15 protein-coding genes, 1 rRNA gene and 1 pseudogene are annotated in these 23,158 nt (G+C 73.1%); 9 read left to right on the top strand and 8 right to left on the bottom strand.

What is annotated here, in order from left to right:
- From ACFWIS_RS33305 to trpS, 4 genes are all read right to left on the bottom strand, one after another.
- Positions 1 to 67: ribosomal RNA gene (locus ACFWIS_RS33305) — 16S ribosomal RNA — on the bottom strand; the annotation flags it as partial.
- Positions 68 to 615: 548 nt separating this feature from the next.
- The gene (locus ACFWIS_RS33300; RefSeq protein WP_380459822.1) at positions 616 to 1,290 is read right to left on the bottom strand and encodes a nucleoside/nucleotide kinase family protein; all 675 of its coding nucleotides are present in this window, start codon (positions 1,288 to 1,290) and stop codon (positions 616 to 618) included.
- 72 nt (positions 1,291 to 1,362) lie between these two features.
- Positions 1,363 to 2,331 (bottom strand): LD-carboxypeptidase, encoded by a 969-nt coding sequence (locus ACFWIS_RS33295; protein ID WP_380459821.1) that lies wholly within the window; start codon positions 2,329 to 2,331, stop codon positions 1,363 to 1,365.
- Between the two features lie 145 nt (positions 2,332 to 2,476).
- Positions 2,477 to 3,571 (bottom strand): tryptophan--tRNA ligase, encoded by a 1,095-nt coding sequence (gene trpS / locus ACFWIS_RS33290; protein WP_380459819.1) that lies wholly within the window; start codon positions 3,569 to 3,571, stop codon positions 2,477 to 2,479.
- 350 nt (positions 3,572 to 3,921) lie between these two features.
- Between trpS and ACFWIS_RS33285 the strand changes: the two genes are divergently transcribed.
- Both ACFWIS_RS33285 and ACFWIS_RS33280 read left to right on the top strand, forming a co-directional pair.
- Positions 3,922 to 5,043, top strand: a complete 1,122-nt coding sequence (locus ACFWIS_RS33285; RefSeq protein ID WP_380459817.1) for an ABC transporter substrate-binding protein — start codon at positions 3,922 to 3,924, stop codon at positions 5,041 to 5,043.
- Positions 5,044 to 5,181: 138 nt separating this feature from the next.
- Positions 5,182 to 6,495 (top strand): hypothetical protein, encoded by a 1,314-nt coding sequence (locus ACFWIS_RS33280; protein WP_380459815.1) that lies wholly within the window; start codon positions 5,182 to 5,184, stop codon positions 6,493 to 6,495.
- Positions 6,496 to 6,523: 28 nt separating this feature from the next.
- On the opposite strand, the gene ACFWIS_RS33275 is transcribed toward ACFWIS_RS33280, so the two are convergent.
- Positions 6,524 to 7,057, bottom strand: a complete 534-nt coding sequence (locus tag ACFWIS_RS33275; RefSeq protein WP_380459813.1) for an NUDIX hydrolase — start codon at positions 7,055 to 7,057, stop codon at positions 6,524 to 6,526.
- Positions 7,058 to 7,192: 135 nt separating this feature from the next.
- Between ACFWIS_RS33275 and ACFWIS_RS33270 the strand changes: the two genes are divergently transcribed.
- Complete coding sequence (locus ACFWIS_RS33270; RefSeq protein ID WP_380459811.1) at positions 7,193 to 8,125, top strand: ATP-grasp domain-containing protein; 933 nt, start codon at positions 7,193 to 7,195, stop codon at positions 8,123 to 8,125.
- 124 nt (positions 8,126 to 8,249) lie between these two features.
- On the opposite strand, the gene ACFWIS_RS33265 is transcribed toward ACFWIS_RS33270, so the two are convergent.
- The gene (locus tag ACFWIS_RS33265; RefSeq protein WP_380459809.1) at positions 8,250 to 12,269 is read right to left on the bottom strand and encodes an ABC transporter transmembrane domain-containing protein; all 4,020 of its coding nucleotides are present in this window, start codon (positions 12,267 to 12,269) and stop codon (positions 8,250 to 8,252) included.
- 372 nt (positions 12,270 to 12,641) lie between these two features.
- Positions 12,642 to 13,388 (bottom strand): TetR/AcrR family transcriptional regulator, encoded by a 747-nt coding sequence (locus ACFWIS_RS33260; RefSeq protein ID WP_380459807.1) that lies wholly within the window; start codon positions 13,386 to 13,388, stop codon positions 12,642 to 12,644.
- Between the two features lie 133 nt (positions 13,389 to 13,521).
- On the opposite strand from ACFWIS_RS33260, the gene ACFWIS_RS33255 reads away from it, so the two are divergent.
- The 4 genes from ACFWIS_RS33255 to ACFWIS_RS33240 all read left to right on the top strand — a co-directional run bounded on the left by ACFWIS_RS33255 (position 13,522) and on the right by ACFWIS_RS33240 (position 20,085).
- Positions 13,522 to 15,234 carry a carboxyl transferase domain-containing protein gene (locus ACFWIS_RS33255; RefSeq protein WP_380459805.1) on the top strand — a complete coding sequence of 571 codons (1,713 nt, stop codon included), beginning with the start codon at positions 13,522 to 13,524 and terminating at the stop codon, positions 15,232 to 15,234.
- 142 nt (positions 15,235 to 15,376) lie between these two features.
- Positions 15,377 to 17,647, top strand: a complete 2,271-nt coding sequence (locus ACFWIS_RS33250) for a biotin carboxylase N-terminal domain-containing protein (RefSeq protein WP_380459803.1) — start codon at positions 15,377 to 15,379, stop codon at positions 17,645 to 17,647.
- A gap of 101 nt (positions 17,648 to 17,748) precedes the next feature.
- On the top strand, positions 17,749 to 18,699 hold the full coding sequence (locus tag ACFWIS_RS33245) for a hydroxymethylglutaryl-CoA lyase (protein WP_380459824.1): 951 nt from the start codon (positions 17,749 to 17,751) through the stop codon (positions 18,697 to 18,699).
- Between the two features lie 195 nt (positions 18,700 to 18,894).
- Positions 18,895 to 20,085 carry an acyl-CoA dehydrogenase family protein gene (locus ACFWIS_RS33240; RefSeq protein ID WP_380459801.1) on the top strand — a complete coding sequence of 397 codons (1,191 nt, stop codon included), beginning with the start codon at positions 18,895 to 18,897 and terminating at the stop codon, positions 20,083 to 20,085.
- 54 nt (positions 20,086 to 20,139) lie between these two features.
- Here the strand turns inward: ACFWIS_RS33240 and ACFWIS_RS33235 are convergent.
- A pseudogene (locus tag ACFWIS_RS33235) lies at positions 20,140 to 20,574 on the bottom strand (universal stress protein); the annotation flags it as partial.
- A gap of 81 nt (positions 20,575 to 20,655) precedes the next feature.
- Here ACFWIS_RS33235 and ACFWIS_RS33230 point away from each other — a divergent pair.
- Both ACFWIS_RS33230 and ACFWIS_RS33225 read left to right on the top strand, forming a co-directional pair.
- Positions 20,656 to 21,354, top strand: coding sequence for a hypothetical protein (locus tag ACFWIS_RS33230; RefSeq protein ID WP_380459799.1), 699 nt, complete (start codon positions 20,656 to 20,658; stop codon positions 21,352 to 21,354).
- 434 nt (positions 21,355 to 21,788) lie between these two features.
- Entirely contained in the window at positions 21,789 to 23,120 is a 1,332-nt protein-coding gene (locus ACFWIS_RS33225) for an HAD family hydrolase (protein WP_380459797.1), read from the top strand.
- The last annotated feature ends 38 nt before the right edge of the window (positions 23,121 to 23,158 follow it).

Genomic DNA, 23,158 nt, shown 5'->3' with positions numbered 1-23,158 from the left:
GTTCGACTTGCATGTGTTAAGCACGCCGCCAGCGTTCGTCCTGAGCCAGGATCAAACTCTCCGTGAATGTCTACTCGGCCCCACAATCAAGCAGAGCCGGTCAACACCCGCGTTGAGCGGCACGGCAACCACCGGAATAAGGCGGCCCCGCGCACTGCGTCCTCGCTAGTGTTTGTTTCAAAAGGAATCTCCAACCCCGATCAAGCGATCGAGGCCGGGGATGTCAACATATCTGGCGTTGACTTTTGGCACGCTGTTGAGTTCTCAAGGAACGGACGCTTCCTTCGGACCGCCTTCCAGCGGGCTCTCCGGGCGCTTCGTTCTTTCGTGTTTCCAGCTTATCAGATGTTTTCCGCTCCGTTTCCGGGGCTTCGTTCATCCAACTCGCCGGTGTCTTCCGGGGCTTGACGCCCTGTCCGACGTTTCAAACTCTAGCCGATCCCTGCTCCGAAAAGCGAATCCAGCCGCAATCCGATAAAAAGCGCACGCCGAATAAGCACCAGGCCGCAACGCGAAAAGCGAAACGACCGGCACGAACCGGAAGTGGTGTTTCAAGGGATTGGCCGCTCCGGGACCGTCCGCGCCGATGCGTGTCCGGTGCTCCCTGCCGAGCGACTAGGAAACACTACCCCTCTCGGGCGCCTGGGGCAAACCCGTCCCGGGGACGGTCCGGGTGCAGAGGGCACGGCCCTGCTTCACGTACTCGCCGTTGGGGTGGTCGTTGCCGGTGACCCAGCGCAGTGCGGTGGCCTCGTCGCGGCCGCCGTCGCGGTGGCGGCGGAGCAGGCGCTCCTCGCGGACGGTGTCGTCGGTGTCGACGTACCAGAGTTCGCGCAGCAGCCGACGGGCGTCCGGCCAGGGGGCGTCGGTGGCGGCTAGGTAGTTGCCCTCGGTGATGACCAGGCGGGTGTGCGGGCGGACGACGTGGCGGGCGGCGACCGGTTCGTCCAGGGTGCGGTCGAAGTCGGGGACGTAGATGTCCTGGAAGCGGTCGGCGGCGACCCGCCGGAGCAGGGCGAGGTAGCCGTGGGCGTCGAAGGTGGCCGGGGCGCCCTTGCGGTGGGTCAGTCCGAGGCGGTCGAGCTGGGCGGCCGAGAGGTGGAAGCCGTCGAGCGGGAGGTAGGCGGCGGTGCCGGGGCCTTCGACGCGTTCGACCGCGGCGACCAGGTGGCGGGCGAGGGTGGACTTGCCGGCCCCGGGCGGGCCGACAAGTCCGAGGATCGTACGGGCGTTGCTGCCCGGGCCGCGGAGGAGTCCGAGGGCAAGGGCGATGAGGCGGTCCTCGTTCATGGCCGCACCCTACTCACTGGCCCGGGCCCGACGGCGGGCTCCTGCACAGGCACCGCAGGCTCAGGCGTGGGCTCAGGCGTGGACGGTAACGGGGACGAGCGCGGGCCGGTCCAGGGTGAGGGTGCCGGCGTCCGCGTCGAGTACCGCAGCGACGCCGAGCGGAACGGTCAGGGTGGAAGGGCAGTGGCCGAAGCCCAGTTCCCAGAGCACGGGCACGCCGAGCCCCCCGAGGCGGTCGAGCATCACGTCCCGGACCCGCTCGGGACGGCCACATCCCTCCCAGGAGCCGAGGGCTATGCCGGCCACCCCGTCGAGGGCGCCGGAGCGCAGGAACTGGGTGAGCAGGCGGTCCAGCTGGTACGGGTGCTCGTTCACGTCCTCGAGGACCAGGATGCTGCCCGCGTAGGAGGGGCGGGCGGCAGGGGTGCCGCGCTCTGCCGCGAGGACGTGGACGCACCCTCCGGCGGTGACGCCGTGGGCGCGGCCGGGGACGAGCGCGCCGGCGGTGGGTGAGGTGAGGACGGTGGTGGCAGCGGGGTCGAAGAGGGTCCGGCGCAGGTGTTCGGCGGTGGGCCCGTCCTCGATGAAGGAGGAGGCGGCGGCCATCGGCCCGTAGAGGGTGGCGAGGCCGAGGCGCTGGGCGAAGGCCTCGTGCAGGGAACTGACGTCACTGAAGCCGATGAAGGGCTTGGGGCGGGCGGCGCGCATCGCGGCCCAGTCGAGCAGGTCGACGATCCGGTGGACGCCGTAGCCGCCGCGGGCGCAGATGACGGCGTCGACGGCGGGGTCGAGCCAGGCCTCCTGGATGTCGGCGACACGGTCGGCGTCGGTGCCGGCCAGGTAGCCGAGGGTGGGGTGGGTGTCGAGGACGTGCGGGGCGACGGTGACGCGCAGGCCCCAGGAGCGGAGGAGTGCGCAGCCGGCGGTGAGCCGCGCGGGGTCGATCGGGCCGCTGGGAGCGACGACGGCGATGTGGTCGCCGGGGCGCAGTTGCGGCGGGCGGGTCAGTCCCTGGCCGGGCGTGGTGGGTTGCTGGTCCATGGACCGGGCCTTTCGGGGAAGGGGCGGGGCGGTGGGCGGCCTCGGGGTGTGGTCGAGGCCGCCCGGTGACGATATGCCCGCCACCCGACCGGCCGATGTCCGTGGACGGGCGGACCGCGCCGGTGCCGTACGGGTTGATGGCCCTTCAGAACGCGCCCATCACCTCCCGCACCTCGGCGAGGGTGGCGTCGGCGATGGCGTTGGCCCGCTCCGCGCCGGTACGCAGGACCTGGCGCAGGTGGCCGCGGTCGGCGGCGAGGTCGGCGCGGCGGGCGCGCAGCGGGCGGAGGTGCTCGTTGACGGACTCGATGACGGTGCGCTTGAGGGCGGCCGCGCCGCCGTCGCCGATCTCCTCGGCGATCGCCTCCGGGGCGCGGCCCTGGCAGAGCCCGGCGAGCAGGACGAGGCCGGAGACCTCGGGGCGGGCGACCGGGTCGTAGGTGATGCGGCGGTCGGCGTCGGTCTTCGCGCCGCGGATGATCCGGGCGGTCTCGTCCTCGTCGGTGCCGAGGGGGACGGCGTTGCCGCGGCTCTTGCTCATCTTGCCGCCGTCGGTACCGAGCAGCATCGGGGCGTCGGAGAGCAGCGCCCGGGGGCGGGGGAAGACGGCGCTGCCGTCGGCGTGCGGATAGCGCTCGTTGAAGCGGCGGGCGACGGTGCGGGCGACTTCGAGGTGGGGCAGCTGGTCCTGGCCGACCGGGACGAGGTCGGCCTTGCAGAACAGGATGTCGGCGGCCTGGTGCACGGGATAGGTGAACATCAGTCCGTTGACGGCGGCCTGGCTGGAATGGGCGATCTCGTCCTTGACGGTGGGGTTGCGGCTCAGTTCGGCGACGCTCACCAGGCTGAGGAAGGGCAGCAGCAGCTGGTTGAGGGCGGGGACGGCGCTGTGGGCGAAGATCGTGGCCCGGTCGGGGTCGAGGCCGGCGGCGAGGTAGTCGAGGACGAGATTCTCGGTGTGCTCGGCGAGCCGGTCGGCGACGTCGCGGTCGGTGATGACCTGGTAGTCGGCGACCAGGACGAACATCTCGACGCCCCGGTCCTGGAGCCGGACCCGGTTGCGCAGGGTGCCGAAGTAGTGGCCGAGGTGCAGCGGGCCGGTGGGGCGGTCTCCGGTGAGGACGCGGTGGGCGCCGGGGTCGGCGACCAGGTCGGCGGCCGTCAGCACGGCGGCGGTCGCGTCGGAGCCGACGGTCGAGCAGGACGTGGTGGCGGTCGGGGCGGAGGTGGTGGCGGTCATCGGGTTTCTCCCTCGGTACGGCGGTGGTGGCGGCCGTCCGGGGCGCGCGGCCCGTCCCGTGGGGAAACGCGACAGGGCCGTCCATCCCGGACGGCCCTGGTCAGGCGAGTGTGGTGGCCGTCCTAGGACGGCCACCAGCACAGGCCCACGAAGCGCTTCATGGCTCCAAGATAGCGTCAGTCCTCCGCCACCAGGGGGATGGATGTCGCCAACTATTGGTGTTTTCAGGCACGTGCGATGACTTTCGGCTCCTCGGCGAACACCCCCGCACGGAGGGTGTCGAGGCGACAAGATAGGTTTGCCTCACCTAACTTTGACTCGCTTGATCCCGACCCGTGAAGGAGCGTCGCGTGGCCCCCGACTCCGACGGCCCGACCCCCGCCCGCCAGACCCCTACCCGCCGACCCCCCACCCGCCGCCGCTTCCTCACCGCCGGGGTGACCGGCGCCGCCGTGCTCGGCCTCGGCGGGCTCCTCAGTGCCTGTGGCAGCTCGGGCGGCTCCGGAAGCAGCGGCGGCGGTACCACGAAGCCGGGCGGCGGCTCGCCCGACCAGAAGTCGGTCAAGCAGGGCGGCGACGACTACGCCACCGTCATCGAGAAGATGAAGGACTTCGGCACCGACGCCGCCCCCGGCGTCTACCCGCGCACCGTCAAGCACGCCATGGGCGAGACCGTCATCCCGGCCAAGCCCACCCGGGTCGTGGTGCTGGACACCGGCGAACTCGACAACGTCGTCGCGCTCGGCATCCAGCCGGTCGGCGTCGTGCACACCGACGGCTCCAAGTCTCTGCCGTCCTACCTGAAGGACAAGGCCGGCAACCCGGCCGCCGTCGGCACCATCAACAGCCTCAACCTGGAGGCGATCGCCGCGCTCAAGCCCGATCTGATCCTCGGCAGCCAGCTGCGCGCCCAGGACCAGTACGCCCAGCTGTCGAAGATCGCGCCGACCGTCTTCTCGCTGCGCCCCGGCTACCCCTGGAAGCAGAACTTCCTGCTCAACGCCAGCCCCTTCGGCCTGCAGGCCGAGGCCAAGGCGCAGCTCGACGCCTACCAGACGGCCGCCACCGCGATCGGCGCCGGTCTCGGCGGCAAGCGGCCCACCATCACCCCGCTGCGCTTCATGCCGGGCCGAACCCGGCTCTACGCCGAACTCTCCTTCATCGGCACCATCCTCACCGACGTGCCGCTGCCGCAGCCCGCGATCGAGCAGGTCAAGGAACTCGCGGTGGAGGTCAGCCCGGAGCAGATCGACAAGGCCGACGCCGACTGGATCTTCTACGGCGTGTACGGGAGCCCCAGCTCGACCAACCAGGACGCGGTACTCGGGGGCGCACTCTGGAAGACGCTCGGCGCGGTCAAGTCCGGTCAGGCCCGGCCGGTTTCGGACGAGACCTGGTTCCTCGGGCTCGGCGTCATGGCGGCCAACGCGGTGCTCGCCGACCTCAAGGGCTTCGTCGCGCCCGGCAGTTGAGCCGATACGCCTGACAGGGAGCGCCGCCGGCCCTCCGGCGATCACTCCGTACTCGCGCGCACACGCCCGGGAATGACGCTTGGAGCTGGTCGCGCGGTGCGGGAGGATCATCGGGACCGTCCCCCGAAGGGCCCGCCGATGACCTCGCTCCACCCCACCTCCACCGACCTCATCTCCCCCTACCCCGACCCCGACCCCGCCTCCACCGACCCCGACCTGCCCGGACCGGCCGCGGGTGGCGCCGGTACCCCGCCCACGGGTGGCGCCAGTACTCCGGCCACGGCCGACGGGCCGCCCGCCCCGGCGGGACCACCCGGACCGCCCGCCCCGGCGGTGCCGGTCTGCTCCCTCGCGACGGCGACCGAAGGCACTCAGGCCCGCCACGACTCGGTGCCGCAGCCGCGCACCCCGGAGGACGTCGAGGCGCAGCTCCGCCACGCCGACGGCGACGCGACGGCCGCCGGGCTCCGCGCGGCGCTCGCCGAGCGGCTGCGGACCGGGCGCGCGGAGGGGCGCTCGCTCGCCGAACTGGCGGCCTCGTGCCGGCGGCCGGTGGAGGAGGTGCGGGCGCTGCTCGGCGAGACCGCGGAGCAGGCCCCGGTCCTGACCGGGAGCGCTCCCGTCGAGCAGGCCGGGTCGGGGTTCCTCCGGCTCCAGCAGGCGGCGACGCCGTCGGAGGCCAACCGGCCCGCACCGGCGCCGCGTTCGACGCGCGAGGAGATCCGGAGCCTCGCCTCGCGGCGGCCGTCACCCTCCCGCCGACTGCGCCGGATGCACCCCCAGACCGACCGGACCGACCTGACCGGGCAGGAGGCGACCGCACGGGAGACGGCCGCGACCGACCCGACCGGGGTGCGGCCGCAGGGTGCCGGGAGGGTGGGTGAACCGACCGGTGCAACGGGGGCGTCCGCCGAGCGCGCGCTCTTGGCGGACGCCTGGACCGGGCCGGAGAGCCCGGCCGTCGCCCCGGAGTACGGGGGCGGCACGGCATGGGCCGGCGCGTCCCGGACCGATACGTCATGGCCAGGAATGCCCCGGCCCGACACGTCGTGGCCCGGCCCGTCCGGGCCCGACACGTCCTGGGGTGAAGCACCGCTCGGCATCCTGATCGGCGGCAGCCCGGTCCAGCCGGAGGCCCTCGGCCGCCCCGAGGAACGGACGCCAGTCCGGGTGGCGGCCGAACCGATCAGGGTCGGGCGCGGCACCAGCCTGGTCGTGCTGCCGTCCTGGCGTCCCGCCATCGCCGTCTCGGTGTCGACCGAACAGCTGGTCACCGAGACCGGGCTCGCCGTCGGGCAACTGGCCGACGCCCAGCTGACGGTGCGGATGAACCCCTGGGCCCTGCACGACCGGGAGCTGGACCTGCACGGCTGGGAGCCCGGCCCGCCCAGGCAGAGCGGGCAGAGCGGGCCGAACGGCCGGACGCCCCGCCGCGGCGGCGGGCGCGGTTAGAGCGGTTGGAGCCGTCGGCCGCTCGCGGTCAGGGCCGTCGGCGGGCGTTCGGGACGTAGCCGAGGTCGACGGGCACCGGAGGGCGCCCGTCGACCGCCCAGCCCGCCCGGACGGATTCCAGCAACTCCGGTAGTCGGGGCGGCCAGAGCGCGTCGGCGTGCTCGTCGGCGAGGTCGGCCTCGGTCCACCAGCGCCAGTCGAGGATCCGGTCCTGGGCGTGCACCGCGCTGACGTCACCGACCGGTCCGCGGTGCGGTCCGCTGGTGAGGAAGATGTGCTCGTGCTGGCGGACCGGGGTGCCGTGCCAGGTGAAGTCGTGCTCCCAGGTGCAGAGCAGCGGGCCCGGTTCGAGGTCGGTCCAGCCGGTCTCCTCCCACAGCTCACGCCGGGCGCCGATCAGCGGGGTCTCACCCGGTTCCAGTCCGCCGCCGGGCATGGTCCAGTGGACGCCGACCTCGTCGTTGTCCGAACGGAGCAGGAACACCGAGCCGTTCCCGTCCAGGACCACCGTGCGGGCGGCCCGGCGGGGTACGCGGGTACGTGGTCGTAGCAGTCTTCGCATCGGGACACTCTGACAGCGCCGGGACCGGCCGTCGACCGGATTCACCGCCGCCGTCGCCCAGTTGGTCCGGTCACCGGTGGCGGACCACCGCCGGACCGCAGCTGCGGGCGGCCCGCCGGCCTTACCCTGACCGCCATGCCCGTACCCTCGATCATCTTCCCCGCCGATCCGCTCAACCCGCGCCGGCCTGATCCGCACTTCACCTGGGAGGCCCGGCTGCTCAGGGAGTTGGGCGGCGAGCACCATCTGGTCGACCACGACGCGCTGCTCGCCGGACACGCCGAGGAGGCCGTCCGGCGGGTGCCCCGGGGCGGCGGCCCGCTCTGGTACCGGGGCTGGATGCTCCCCTCCAGCCGGTACGCCGAGTTCGCCGCCGCGCTCACCGCCCGCGGCGGCAACCTGCTGACCAGCCCGCCCGGATACGCGGCGGCGCATGAACTCCCCGGCTGGTACGGGGTGTTCGACGGGGCGACCCCGCCCAGCGTGTGGATCCCGTCCGACGGGACGGCGGCGCCCACCCCGACGGAACTGGCCGAGGCCGTGGCCCGGCTCGGCGGCAGCGGGCCGGCGATCGTCAAGGACTACGTGAAGTCACGCAAGCACGAGTGGCACGAGGCCTGCTACGTACCGGAGTTGGCGGACCTCGCGACCGTCGGCCGGGTGGTCGGGCGGTTCGTCGAACTGCAGGGCGAGTTCCTGGCCGGCGGGGTGGTGCTGCGGCGGTACGAGGAGTTCGAGCGCGCCGACGGACCGAACCGGAACGCCACCCCGCCCGCAGCCGTCGCGGGCGGCGACGGACGGGCCGTGGAGGCCCGGGTGTGGTGGCTGGACGGCCGGCCGATCCTGGTCGGGCCGCACCCGGACGCCCCGCACCAGCGCGTCGAGCCCGACCTCACCGACGTCCCGGCGCTGGTGCGAAGACTCGGCTGCCGCTTCGTCACCACCGACCTCGCCCGCCGGGCCGACGGCTCCGGCTGGCGAGTGGTGGAGGTCGGGGACGGCCAGGTGAGCGACCTGCCGCGCGGAGTCGATGCCTCGGGCCTGCTGGCCTCGCTGATCGCGGCCTGACGCGCGGCGTGCCTGCCCTCCCCCGGCCGGAGGGAGGGCAGGCACGCGGGCGGTCGGGTACGCCGGCTCGGGTCGGCCGGCGGTCGGACCGGCAGTCGGGCCGGCGGTCGGGTCGGCGGTCGGGTCAGCCGGTGGTGACCGGCTCAGCCGGGGCCGGGTGGCCGTCCGCGATGAACGCCTGCCAGAGCCGGGCGTACGTCCCGCCCAGAGCGAGCAGTTCGGTGTGGGTGCCGTCCTCGACCACCCGGCCGTGGTCCAGCACGACCACCCGGTCCGCGCGTTCGGCGGTGGTCAGTCGGTGGGCGATGACCAGGGTGGTGCGGCCCCCGCTGAGCCGGTCCGCGGCGTGGTTGACGGCGGCCTCGGTGGCCAGGTCGAGCGCGGCGGTGGCCTCGTCCAGCAGCAGGATGTCCGGGTCGACCAGTTCGGCCCGGGCCAGCGCGATCAGCTGGCGCTGACCCGCCGAGAGGTTCCGGCCGCGGCCCGCGACCTCGTGGTCGTAGCCGTCGGACAGCCGGACGATCATGTCGTGCGCACCGACCGCCCGGGCCGCCGCCTCCACCTCGGCCGCCGAGGCCTCCGGACGCCCGTACGCGATCGCCTCGCGGACCGTACCCGCGAACAGGTACGCCTCCTGCGGCACCACGCCCAAGCGGTGGCGGTACTCGGCCAGGTCGTAGCGGGTGAGGTCCACGCCGTCCACCCGGACGGTGCCCGCGGTCGCGTCGTAGAACCGCGCGACCAGCTTGACCAGCGTCGACTTGCCCGCGCCGGTCTCACCGACCAGTGCCACCGTCTGACCGGCGGGAATGCGCAGGTCGACGCCGCTCAGCACCTCGGGCGCGCCGTCCGCGCCCCCGTTGTAGGCGAAGCCGACGCCCTCGAAGCTGATCTCCCCGCGCAGCCCCTTCGGCACCGGGACGGGGTCGGCCGACTCGGCGGTGGTGGTCGGGGTGCGCAGCAGCTCACGGATCCGGCCGAGGCCCACCGAGGCCTGCTGGTAGCCGTCGAACACCTGGGACAGCTGGTTGACCGGGGCGAAGAACAGGTCGATGTAGAGCAGGTAGGCGACCAGCGCGCCGACCGTCAGCGTGCCCGCGTCCACCCGGGCGGCACCCACGATCAGCACCAGTGCGGCGGCCACGCTGGAGAGGAACTGCACGAACGGGAAGTACAGCGATATGTAGAACTGCGCCCGGACCCGGGCCTCGCGGTAGGCGATGCCGCGGGCCACGAAGCGATCGGTGTTGGTGTCCAGTCGGCGGAACGCCTGGACGATCCGCATGCCGGCCACGTTCTCCTGGAGGTCCGCGTTGACCGTGCTGATCAGGTCGCGGGAGCGCTCGTACTGGTCCTTGGACTTCTTCCGGAACACCAGGGTGGCGATCACCAGCAGCGGCAGCACGGCGAAGACCACCAAGGCCAGGCCGGCGTCGATGATCAGCAGGGCCGCGAAGATCCCGGCGAAGGTCAGCAGGCTGACCACCGCGGTGACCATGCCGGTCTGCAGGAAGGACGTCAGCGAGTCCAGGTCGGTGGTCATCCGGGTCATGATCCGGCCGGTCAACTCGCGCTCGTAGTAGTCCAGGCCGAGCCGGTTGAGGTGGGCGAAGATCTTGAGCCGGAGCGTGTACAGCACCCGCTCGCCGGTACGGCCGCTGACCCGGTTCTCGGCGCTCTGCACCAGCCAGTCCAGCAGCACGACCACGAGCGCGGTGACCGAGGCCACCGCCACGCCCGACATCAGGCCCTTGCGGACGCCCTCGTCGATGCCGTGCCGGATCAGCACCGGCAGCACCAGCCCGGCCGCCGCGTCGAGCGCGACCAGCAGGAGGGCGATCAGCAGCGGGACACGGAAGGGACGCAGCAGCCGGCCCAGGCTGAAGTCGGGGTCACCGGCCTCGGCCTCGGCACGGGGGACGGCGGGGGCGTCGGTGGCCGGCGGGAGGGCGGCGACCTGGTCCAGCAGCTCGGGGTCGGCGCCACGGGCCGCCCTGGCGAGGGCGGGGGTGGGGAGCACGGGGGCCGGTCGGCCGGGCTGCTCCGTCCGCTGCCGCGCACCGGGCGGCTCCGGCCGATCGCCCTGGCCGGTGGCGGGCTCCACGACGGGCTGGGGTTCGGCGGCCGACCCGGATTCGGCGGCTTGCTGGGCTTCGGGGGTGCGTCCCGCTTCGGGGTCGGTGATCAGCGCCCGGTACTGGGGACATCGGGCTTCGAGTTCCTCGTGGGTGCCGAGGTCCAGCAGCCGCCCTTGGTCCAGGACGGCGATCCGGTCGGCGAGTTGGAGGGTCGAGCGGCGGTGGGCGATCAGCAGGGTGGTGCGGCCGGTCATCACCGAGCGCAGCGCGTCGTGGATCTCCGCCTCGACCTGCGGGTCGACGGCCGAGGTGGCGTCGTCCAACAGCAGGATCCGGGGATCGGTGAGGATCGCCCGGGCCAGGGCGATGCGCTGGCGCTGACCGCCGGAGAGGGTCAGCCCCTGCTCGCCGACCTTGGTCTCGTAACCGTCCGGAAGCGCGCGGACGAACTCGTCGGCCTGGGCGGCGCGCGCAGCGGCGACGATCTGCTCGTCGGTGGCGTCCGGCCGGCCGTAGGCGATGTTGGTGCGGACCGACTCCGAGAACAGGAAGCTCTCCTCGGGAACGATGCCGACCGTCGCCCGCACCGAGTCCAGGGTGAGGTCGCGCAGGTCGTGGCCGTAAAGACGGACCGCGCCGGCCGCCGGGTCGTAGAAGCGGGGCACCAGCTGGGCCACCGTCGACTTGCCGGAGCCGGAGGCGCCCACCAGGGCCAGCGTCTCGCCGGGGGCCAGCTTCAGGCTGAGGCCGTGCAGGACGGGGGCCGGGTGCTCGGGGTCGTAGCGGAACTCGACCCGGTCGAACTCCAGGGCGACGTCAGGGGTACGGGGGCCGGCTGTGCCACCGTCCGCGGCGGTGCCCTCGTGCGTGAGGTCCAGGGTGCGCGCGTCCGGTCGTTCCTGGACCAGCGGACGCTCGTCGATCAACTGCAGGACGCGCTCGACGCCCGCCCTGGCCTGCTGGCCGACCGTGATGACCATGGTCAGCATCCGCACCGGACCGGTCATCTGCGCGACGTACGTGGAGAAGGCGACGAATGTCCCTAGCGACACCTGCCCGTCGACGGCCAGCCAGCCGCCGAAGGCCAGCACCGCGACCTGGGCGAGGGCCGGGATCGCCTGCATCGCCGGGTTGTAGCGGGCGTTGAGGCGTATCGACCGGAGCCGGGCGGCGAACAGGTTGCGGGAGACCCGCTCCAGCTTGTCCTGCTCCTGCGCCTCCTGGCCGAAGCCCTTGACCACCCGGACGCCGCCGATCGCGCCGTCCACCACACCCGCGACGGCGGCCGCCTCCTGCTGGGCGGCCCAGGTGGCCGGGAACAGGCGCTTGCGGCTGCGCCCGCTGACCCACCACAGCGCTGGGGCCATGACCAGGGCGACCAGGGTCAGCGGCGGGGACAGCCAGACCATCACGACCAGCGACATCACGAACATCAGCAGGTAGCCGGTCATCATCGGCAGCATCGACAGCAGGCCGTTGATCAGCTGGAGGTCGGAGGTCGCACGGCCCACCACCTGGCCGGTGTCCAAGCGGTCCTGGCGGTGACCGTCGAGCCGGCCGAGCGAGCGGAACAGGTCGCTGCGCATGTCGTGCTGGACGTCGAGGGCCAGTTGGCCGCCGTAGTAGCGACGGACCTGGGTGCAGCCGAAGACCACCACGGCGGCGAGCAGCAGCGCCACCGCCCACGGGGTCAGCGAGCGGGTGTGGGCGACGATGACGTCATCGATGATCAGCTTGGTGACCAGCGGGACCAGCGCGGTGACGGCCATGCCGAGCAGCGAGGCGCCGAACGCGAGCAGCAGGCTGCGGCGGGACCGCCAGCTGTAGCCGCCCAGGCGACGCAGCCAGCTGTCGGCGGGCGCGGCCGTACCCGCGCTCGGAGTGGCGGGCGCGTCCGGGGTGGAGGTCGGGCCCGGGGTGGCCGTCGCGCCCGCGGTGGCGGTCGCGCCCGGCTCGGGGCGTGCGTCGGCGGCCTGCGGGCCACCTACGGCGGTCGCCGGGTCGGGGCCGGGGGCCGGTGGGCCGCTCGGGGATTGCTCCACCATGGATCCGTGAGTCTCGGGCATATTTAGGGATGCTAACCATTTCATCGGGTGGCCGCCATGGTTTTCCGGCCGCGAGGGGCGGCCGGGACTGATTCCGGGGCGGCCCGGATCGTCCGGTCCGGCGGATTGGCCAACAGCCTGCGGCCTGCGGTGATTCCCGCTCGAACACAGCTGCGACCCAAGGACCCTTGCCCCCCCAAGAGTCGCCGACCCACCCGGCCTGCGCCCAGCGGCCCGGGGCGGGCGGGAGCCGTCCTTTGGACCTAGGGCCGCGGACGGTGCCGGACCGGGCAGCTTCGGACTTCGGCACTTCGGGACCTTGGGGCTTTGGGACCTTGGGACCTTGGGGCTCCGAGGCTTCAGGCCGGCCCGGACCCCGGGCAGGCTCAGGCCTCAGGCAGGCTCGGACATCGGGTCGACGTCGGCCTCGACGACCTCGTTAACCTCGACGGCTTCCACGGCCTCCACGGCCTCCACGGCCTCCACGGCCTCCACGGCCTCCACAGCTTCCACGGCGGAGTCCGCAGCGGCCGCGAAGGCGCCGTGGGCGAGGGTGTGCAGCAGTGCGGCCATGCCGTCGCGCTGCAGACCGACCCGCTCGCCCTGAGCCGGGTTCGGGCCGAGGCTGTGCGGGGTCGAGTTGATCAGGCCGAAGACCGCGTGCACGGTGGCTCGCGCCACCGGCTCGGCAGCGGGGGCGGCGAGCGGCGGGTGGGCCTGCCGGACCACGTCCACCCACAGCTCCACATAGCCACGCTGGAGCCGACGGACGGTGCGACGGTCCTCCTCCTTGAGGTTCAGCAGCTCACGATCGTGCAGGGTGATCAGGTCGCGGTCGTTCAGGGCGAAGTCGACGTGGCCGCTGATCAGCGCGTCCAGCGCGGCGGTCGGGCCGTCACCACCGCCCGCCCGGCGGCGCCCCTCCTCCAGCAGGCGCTCGCTGATGCCGATCAGCAGATCGGCGAGCATCGCGTCCTTGCCGGCGAAGTGGCGGTAGAGGCCGGGCCCGCTGATGCCGACGGCCTTGCCGATCTCGTCCACGCCCACGCCGAGGAAGCCCCGGGCGGCGAACAGTCGCGCGGCCTCCCGGCGGATCTGGTCGCGGCGTGGGATCGCGGAGGCTGCGGGGACGTTCGGCATGCCGTCCATCGTAGACAGTCGGGTTATCGACCGTTAACCTGGGCGTGTAAGTTAACGTTAATTAACGTGGGGATCGCGGGCGCACCGCACTCGGCCCCGCCACCTGCTGCCGAGGGCAAGGGAGCTCTTGGGAATGGTCATCTCAACCACCGGCGCACCCTCCGGTGTCCGGCTCAGCGCAGCGAACGGCGCCCCGGCGGCACCGGCTGCCGCAGCACCGGGAGCCGCCGCTCCGGCGCCCCGGCTCAGCACTTCCGCCGACCCTGGCTCCGCGGCCTACCGGGCCAACACCGAGGCGCACCAGGAACTGGTAGCCGAACTGCGGGCGAAGCTCGACGCGGCCGCCCTCGGCGGGGGTGCCAAGGCGCGCGCCCGGCACACTTCGCGCGGCAAGCTCCTCCCCCGCGACCGGGTGGACACCCTGCTCGACCCGGCCTCGCCCTTCCTGGAGCTGGCCCCGCTGGCAGCCGACGGGATGTACGACGGCGCGGCGCCCGCGGCCGGGGTGATCGCCGGCATCGGCCGGGTCGCCGGCCGCGAGGTGGTGGTGGTCGCCAACGACGCCACCGTCAAGGGCGGCACCTACTACCCGATGACGGTGAAGAAGCACCTGCGCGCCCAGGAGGTCGCGCTGGAGAACCGCCTCCCCTGCATCTACCTGGTGGACTCCGGCGGCGCCTTCCTCCCGATGCAGGACGAGGTCTTCCCGGACCGCGACCACTTCGGCCGGATCTTCTACAACCAGGCCCGGCTCTCGGCCGCGGGCATCCCGCAGATCGCCGCCGTGCTCGGCTCCTGCACGGCCGGCGGCGCGTACGTCCCGGCGATGAGCGACCAGGCGGTGATCGTCCGCAACCAGGGCACGATCTTCCTGGGCGGACCGCCACTGGTGAAGGCCGCCACCGGAGAGGTGGTCACCGCCGAGGAGCTGGGTGGCGGCGAGCTGCACTCCCGCACCTCGGGCGTGACGGACCACCTGGCCGAGGACGACGCCCACGCCCTCTCCATCGTCCGCACCATCGTGTCCGAGCTGGGCCCGCGCGCGGCCAAGCCGTGGCCGCTCACCCCGGTCGAGCCCCCGGCAGTCGACCCGGCCGGCCTGTACGGTGCCGTCCCGGTCGACCCGCGCACGCCCTACGACGTGCGCGAGGTGATCGCCCGGCTGGTTGACGGCAGCCGCTTCGCCGAGTTCAAGGCCGAGTACGGCGCGACCCTGGTCACCGGGTTCGCCCGAATCCACGGCCACCCGGTCGGCATCGTGGCCAACAACGGCGTGCTGTTCTCCGAATCGGCCGTCAAGGGCGCCCACTTCATCGAACTGTGCGACCAGCGCGGCATCCCCCTCCTCTTCCTGCAGAACATCACCGGGTTCATGGTCGGCCGGCAGTACGAGGCCGGCGGCATCGCCAAGCACGGCGCCAAGATGGTCAACGCCGTCGCCTGCACCAGGGTCCCGAAGCTGACCGTGGTGGTCGGCGGCTCGTACGGAGCCGGCAACTACTCGATGTGCGGCCGGGCTTACTCACCTCGCTTCCTGTGGATGTGGCCGGGCGCCAAGATCTCCGTGATGGGCGGCGAGCAGGCGGCCTCGGTGCTGGCCACCGTCCGCCGCGACCAGCTGGAAACGCGCGGCGAGGAGTGGCCGGCCGAGGCGGAGGAGGACTTCAAGCGCCCGGTCCGCGAGCAGTACGAGCGCCAGGGCAACGCCTACTACGCCACCGCCCGGCTCTGGGACGACGGCGTGATCGACCCGATGGACACCCGCACCGTGGTCGGCCTCGCCCTCACCGCCTGCGCCAACGCCCCGCTGGCGCCGCCCGCCCCCTACGGCGTCTTCCGCATGTGATCCCTCCTCGTGTCACCCCTGCGTCCATGACCCCTTCCTTCCGGGTGTGACTCCCCGGGTCGCCGGCCCCCCGGGTCGGCGACCCGACCACCCACCGCCACCTCCTTCTTACGGCTCCCCTCGACCCGGAGGAACGCCTCCCATGTTCGACACAGTTCTGGTCGCCAACCGCGGCGAGATCGCGCTGCGGGTCATCCGCACCCTGCGGCGGCTCGGCGTCCGCTCGGTCGCCGTGTTCAGCGACGCGGACGCCGACGCACCGCACGTCCGCGAGGCCGACGTCGCGGTCCGGCTCGGCCCGGCCGACCGCAGCGACAGCTCGGCGGCCGAGACCTACCTGCGCACCGACCAGATCCTCGCCGCCGCCCACCGCACCGGCGCCCAGGCCGTCCACCCCGGCTACGGCTTCCTCGCCGAGAACCCCGGCTTCGCCCGCGCCTGCGCCGACGCGGGCCTCGTCTTCATCGGACCACCTCCCGGTGCGGTCGAGCTGATGGGCGACAAGATCAACGCCAAGGAGGCCGTCCGGGCCGCCGGCGTACCGGTGGTGCCCGGCAGCCAGGCCACCGCGCCCTCCGACGAGGACCTCGTCGCCGCCGCCGACGAGATCGGCTACCCCGTCCTGCTCAAGCCCTCCGCCGGTGGTGGCGGCAAGGGCATGCGCCTGGTGCGGGACCCGGCCGAGCTGCCCACCGAGATCGCCGCCGCCCGCCGCGTCGCCCGGACCGCCTTCGGCGACGACACCCTGCTGCTGGAGCGCTGGGTCGACCGGCCGCGCCACATCGAGGTGCAGGTGCTGGCCGACGCCCACGGCACCACCGTCCACCTCGGCGAGCGCGAGTGCAGCCTCCAGCGCCGCCACCAGAAACTGATCGAAGAGGCTCCCTCCGTTCTCCTCAATGCCGAGACCCGTGCCGCGATGGGCGCCGCGGCCGTCCGGGCCGCCGACTCCTGCGGTTACACCGGGGCCGGCACCGTGGAGTTCATCGTCCCCGGCATCGACCCGGACGCCCCCGCCTCCGCCGCCGACGGGGTGCGTGACTTCTTCTTCATGGAGATGAACACCCGCCTCCAGGTCGAGCACCCGGTCACCGAACTCGCCGTCGCCGTCGGCCCGGACGCGGCCCGACTGGACCTGGTCGAGTGGCAACTGCGCGTCGCCGCGGGCGAATCGCTCACCTTCACCCAGTCCGACATCTCCTTCCTGGGCCACGCCATCGAGGCCCGCATCTGCGCCGAGGACCCGGAACGGGACTTCCTGCCCACCGGCGGTCGCATCCTCACCCTGGACGAGCCCCGGGGCGAGGGCATCCGCGTCGACTCCGGGGTCACCCCCGGAACCGTCGTGACCAGCGCCTACGACCCCATGCTCGCCAAGGTCATCGCGTACGGGCCCGACCGCCCGACCGCGCTGCGCCGGCTCCGCGCCGCGCTGGCCGACACCCGCATCCTGGGTGTCACCACCAACACCGGCTTCCTGCGCCGACTGCTCGCCCACCCCGACGTCGTCGCCGGCCGACTGGACACCGGCCTGGTGGAACAGACGGCCCAGCAACAGCCGGCCCTGCTCGTCGCGCCCCACTCCCCGTCGAACGCGGCAGCACCGACACCGTCACCGTCGACCGCAGCGCCGTCGGACGCGGCCACCCCGGCCGGAAGCGACGCCCCGGCGGCCGAACCTCCGTCACCTGCCCACCTCCTCTACTTCGCGGCCGCGTTGGCGCGGCACCTGGAACTCACCCCGGCCGCCGACCCCGGCGGCTGGACCGACCCGTTCTCCTTCCCCTCCGGCTGGCGCCTGGGCGGCACCCCCGCCTGGACCACCCACCGACTCCGTACCCCCGGCCAGGATCCGGTCTCGGTGCGCATCCGTCCGATCACTGCGGGCAACGTAACCGGTGCCACTGACAATTCCCCCGAACCCACCCGCGAGGTGGAGCTCCAGCTGGACGCCGGACCCGTGCACCGCGCCCGCGCGACCCTGGCGGCCGATCGGCTGCACCTGACCGTCGACGGCCTGCGGACCGTCTTCGCGCTGGCCACCGACGCCACCCCCGGCCTCGCGGCCGGCCCGGTGACCTGGCTCGGCATCGAGGGCGACGCCTGGCCGATGCACGCCTACGACCCGGTCGTCGAGAGCGCCGCCGGCGCCGCGGCGCACCACGGCGCCCTGACCGCCCCGATGCCCGGCACCGTCACGGTCGTCAAGACCACGGCGGGCGAGACGGTCCGCAAGGGCCAGCCCCTGCTCGTGCTGGAGGCCATGAAGATGGAACACGTGATCGCCGCGCCGCACGACGGCGTGGTGGCCGAGCTGCGGGCCACCGCCGGCGCCACCGTCGCGATGGAGGACCTGCTGGTCGTGGTCACCCCGACCGACGAGGCCACCCAGCCCGCGGAGGTGCGGTCGTGACCACCCCGGACACTGCCGCCCAGGGCCCCACTGCTCCGGACCCCACCAGCCAGGACACCACTGCCCAGGGGAACGCCACCCACGAGCCCGACGCCCTCGACCTGGGGTTGCCCGACCCTGTGCGCGCCCCCGGGCTGCCGGAGGAGGTCCGGATCCACGAGGTCGGGCCGCGCGACGGGCTGCAGAACGAGGGCTCCCTGGTACCCGTCGAAATCAAGGCCGAATTCATCGGCCGACTCGCCGCCGCCGGGCTGCGAACCGTCGAGGCGACGAGCTTCGTTCACCCGAAATGGGTACCCCAGCTCGCCGACGCCGAGGAGCTGGTGCCCCGACTGGCCGACCTGCCCGGACGTCACCCCGGTCTGCGGCTGCCGGTGCTGGTGCCCAACGAGCGCGGCCTCGACCGCGCGCTCGCCCACCACGCCACCGACATCGCGGTGTTCGCCAGCGCCACCGAGACCTTCGCCCGGCGCAACCTCAACCGCTCGGCGGACGAGGCCATGGCGATGTTCCGGCCGGTCGTCACCCAGGCGACCGAGGCCGGCATCACCGTCCGCGGCTACCTCTCGATGTGCTTCGGCGACCCGTGGGAGGGGCCCGTCCCGATCGACCAGGTAGTCCGGTACGGCGTCCAACTGCTGGAGATGGGCTGCGCCGAGCTGAGCCTCGGCGACACCATCGGCGTGGCCACCCCCGGCCAGGTCGGCGCGCTGCTGACCGGTTTCGCGCAGGCCGGCGTGCCGGTCGAGCGGCTCGCCGTGCACTTCCACGACACCTACGGCCAGGCGCTCAGCAACACGCTGGCCGCGCTGCGCGAGGGCGTCACCACGGTGGACGCCTCGGCCGGCGGCCTGGGCGGCTGCCCGTACGCGAAGAGCGCGACGGGCAACCTGGCCACCGAGGACCTGGTGTGGATGCTGCACGGGCTCGGCATCCGGACCGGTGTCGACCTGCGCGCGCTGGTCGCGACCAGCGGCTGGATGGCCGAGCGCCTCGGCCGCCCGAGCCCCTCCCGCACCGTCCAGGCGCTGCTCGGCGCCGCCAGGGGCTGACCCCGCCCCGCCCGACTCCCCGGTGCCGGCCGCCCGTTCGGTCCGGTCGGCGCCGCGGTACCGCGGTCATTCGCTTCCACCGCGTTCGTCCGCGTTCATCCGTCAACCACACCGTGCGACCGTCACACCGTCAGACGGACGCCGGTCATCCCGCTCACGCCCGCGGCCAGCCCGGCCGGGCACCAGGAGGATCAGATGCTCGACCACCGGCTCAGCAGCGAGTACGAGGAACTGCGGCGCACCGTCGCCGAGTTCGCCCAGGACGTGGTGGCCCCGAAGATCGGCGAGTTCTACGAGCGGGAGGAGTTCCCCTACGAGATCGTCCGCGAGATGGGGCGGATGGGCCTGTTCGGCCTGCCCTTCCCGGAGGAGTACGGCGGCATGGGCGGCGACTACTTCGCCCTCGGTCTCGCCCTGGAGGAACTCGCCCGCGTGGACTCCTCGGTGGCGATCACCCTGGAGGCCGCCGTCTCGCTCGGCGCGATGCCGATCTACCGGTTCGGCACCGAGGAGCAGAAGCGCGAGTGGCTGCCCCGGCTGACCTCCGGCGAACTCCTCGGCGCCTTCGGCCTCACCGAGCCGGAGGGCGGCTCGGACGCGGGGGCCACCCGCACCACCGCGCGGTACGACGAGACCACCGACGAGTGGGTCATCAACGGGACGAAGTGCTTCATCACCAACTCCGGCACGGACATCACCGGTCTGGTCACCGTCACCGCGCTCACCGAACCGCTCGCTCGTTCGAGTGAAGAAGGCGAATTCCGCTCGCCTGTACGGGAGATCTCCTCCATCATCGTGCCCACCGGGACCCCGGGGTTCCAGGTCTCGAAGAAGTACTCGAAGGTCGGGTGGAACGCATCCGACACCCACGAACTGTCCTTTACCGACTGCCGCGTTCCCGCGGCCAACCTGCTGGGCGAGCGTGGCCGAGGCTACGCCCAGTTCCTGCGGATCCTCGACGAGGGCCGCATCGCGATCGCGGCCCTGGCCACCGGCCTGGCCCAGGGCTGCGTCGACGAGTCCGTCAAGTACGCCGGCACCCGCCGGGCCTTCGGCCGCCCGATCGGTGCCAACCAGGCCATCCAGTTCAAGCTCGCCGACATGGAGCTGCGCGCCCACACCTCCCGCCTGGCCTGGCGGGACGCCGCTTCCCGGCTGCTGCACGGCGAACCGTTCAAGAAGGAGGCCGCGATCGCGAAGCTGTACTCGTCCGAGGCCGCCGTCGACAACGCCCGCGAGGCGACCCAGATCCACGGCGGGTACGGCTTCATGAACGAGTTCCCGGTCGCCCGCTTCTGGCGCGACTGCAAGATTCTCGAGATCGGGGAGGGCACGTCCGAAGTCCAGCGCATGCTCATCGCCCGGCAGCTCGGCGTCACGTCGTAGCGGTCGGACGCTAGGAACAACAGGCAAGGCGACCGCGGGAGTTCGCGGGAGGCCTCAGGGGATCACGATCACCGGGCGGTTGGCCCGCCGCGCCAGCCGCCCGGAGACCGAGCCGAAGATCTTGCCGAGCAGGCCGTGCGTCGTGCCGACGACGATCGCGTCGGCGGCGTACTCACGGCCGACCTCCTCGATCTCGTGGCAGATGTCGCCACCCCGCTCGATCAGGATCCACGGCACCCCCGCGAGGAAGTCCGCACAGGCGAGTTCAAGCCCCAGGACCTCCGTGCGGTGGTCCGGGAGATCGACGAAGACGGGAGGCTCACAACCCGCCCAGACGGTGGCGGGCAGGCGGTTGGCGACGTGCACGATCACCAGGCCGCACTGCGAACGGCGGGCCATGCCGACGGCGTAGGCGAGGGCACGCTCGCTCGACAGCGAGCCGTCGAAGCCGACCACCACGCCGTGCTGGAACACCGGGTCGAGGGAACGGCCGGGCGACTCGTCCGCCGACGGGCCGGTCTGCCCACCGACCGGGCCGGAGGCCGTGCCGGGACGCTCGGAGCCGGGGCCGTGGCCGTGGCCGTGACGGCCGCCCGTCACCGGTGGCTCCACCGGGTCGGCCGGGCGCCCGTCACGTCGCTCGCGCGGCCCCGGGCGGTCCCGCCGGGCGAGGCTGCCACGGCGAAGGCTGCGCAAGGCGCGTGCCAGGCCCTGGAGTTCGGGCCGTTCAGGGCTCGCGACCGCGGGCCGGGCCGCGTCGACGGCACCGTGGCGCCGGTCATCCGGTTCACCGGTCCGCTCTCCAGCACGCTCACTGCTCCGCTCGCCGAGCGGCCGGAGGCGGCCCGGGGACTCGACGCGCGGGTCGGCGCCGCGGTCGGCGCCGGTTTCGGCTCGGTCACCGGCGTCAACGCCACCGCCGGCACGGCCTTCGGCGCGCGCACCAGGCCGGTCAGTTGCGTGACCGCCGGCGCACTTCTCAGCACGTCCGTCGAGACGTCCGTCGGCACGCCCGTCGGCACGCCCGTCGAGACGCTCGTCGAGCTGTCCGTCGACGCGCCCGCCGAGCTGCTCACCGCGTTGCCCGTCGGCCGGGTCGGGGTCGGTACGGACGTCGTCTCTCTGGGGCCCTGCGTCCGCACTGCGGGACGCATCCGGTTCGACCGGTCGGGAGAACTCAAAACCAGCCATGGCTCACGGCTCTTCAAGGGAGAGGGGCCGACAGGAGAGGACAACGCTGCCCGGGCGACAGGCCCGCCCACGGGATGACGTCGGTCTGCGCCGCGCAGCACCGTATGTGACCTGTTCCTTTCAGAGTACGACGAGGACGGGGCCCAGCCCAGCGGCGAAGCCCCGGAGCGACGTTGTTCCCGCGAAAGGAGGATGCGCCCGCCGTGGCAGTGCGCCCTGCCCGCAGGCGATCGCGCCCCCTCCAGAACGGAGGTTCTAAGGAGCTTGACTGAGCGGACCGGGCGGCGCAACAGGCCCGTGGGACACCGTGACCGGACTGTCATGGATTGGCGACGATCCGTTGCCGGGCGTCGCGAATCGTCACGCCCCGCGAGCCCCGACCTGCTCTCGGACCCGTCCGGGCCCGCCCTGTCCATCGGCTGTCCGGGCCCTTTCAGCCACTTCGTACGGCTTCGCGACGCGGTCTGGCATTTGCCACGTGCATAGGCGCGGCCACTGGCACCATGCTCGGCATGCCCCTGCTCCTGTTCGACCTCGACAACACGCTGCTCCCCCGGGACGCCGCTTTCCGGGCCTGGGCGCAGGACTTCCTGTCCGAACACCACCTGCCGCCCGGCGACCTGGACTGGTTCGTCACCCTCGACGGCGGCGGCTACGTGCCGCGCAGCACCGTACTGTCCGCCGTCCGGCGCCGCTACGGTCTGGACGCCTCCGTCGAGTTCCTGCTCGCGCACTTCCGACGCGGCATCAACTCGCACATCCACTGCCCGGCCCGGAACATCGAGGCACTGCGGGCGGCGCGGGCGGCCGGGTGGACGCTCGGGATCGTCTCCAACGGCGGCACCCGGCCGCAGTTGGAGAAGATCCGGCGGACCGGACTGGGGCCACTGGTCGACGGCTGGGTGATCTCGGAGGAGGCCGACTGCGTCAAGCCGGATCCGCTGATCTTCGAGATAGCCGCCCGGCGGTGCGGCATCCGACCGGTCGGGGACTGGACGGCGCACACCTGGATGGTCGGGGACCACGCGCCCGCGGACATCGCCGGCGCCGAACTGGCCGGGCTGCGCAGCGTCTGGCTGCACCACGGCCGGCCGTGGGCGGAGAACGGCTACCGGCCCACGCTGAAGGCGGCCGGCCTGCCGGAGGCCGTTGGTCTGGTGCTGGCCGCGCGCAACGCACCCTCGGCCCGGTCGAGCCTCCGGTCGGACATCCGGCCTGGCGTGCGGCCCGGCGTGCGACCGGAAGTGCGACTGGGCGTGCGCCCAGGGGTCCGCGCGGGCGATCCGGGCCAGCGCCAGGCGGCCGGGGCACCGGTACTCGCGACGGCGCTGACCGGCGCACGCACCGGCGTACGTCCGACGGTGACCGCCCCGGAGGGCCCGAATGCGCCCGCTCCCGTGAACACCGGGACGGCCTTCGCCCCAGCGGGCGGAGCGGCGTCCGGAGTCGGGTCCGGTGTCCGAAACCGATCAGGCGGGTTTGCTGCGATCGCCGACGGCCTCCAGGGCGCGGGGGTGCGGAGCGGGCCGAGGGTCGCGGCGGGTGAGGGCACGCGTCCGGGCGGCGGGGCGGATCCGGGCGCGAACGTCGAGCGGGCGGTCGCGCTGGTCCGGCCAACGCCCCTCCGTACGGCGGCCGGTGGGGGCGAAGGTGCTGGTGGGACTGGTGGTGCGGGTGGGACCAGGCCTGCCCGGACGGTGTTCGCCGCGGCGCCGGTCACTGCGGCAACGACCGTGACGGCGCTGGCCGTTGCGACGCCGGCCAATGCGGCACCGACCGCCGGGGCGCCGCTCGCCATCGCCCCGATCGGCACCGTGGCCGCCGCGGGGGCGGTCGGCCGGTAGCACCGGGCCCCGGAGCGGTCCGCGGGCCGGGGGTCCGG

Source organism: Kitasatospora sp. NPDC127060, assembly GCF_042724935.1.
In the GTDB taxonomy this organism is placed as follows: domain Bacteria; phylum Actinomycetota; class Actinomycetes; order Streptomycetales; family Streptomycetaceae; genus Kitasatospora.
Note: the sequence above shows the minus strand (reverse complement) of the source record. Positions and strands in the feature narration are given on the sequence as shown.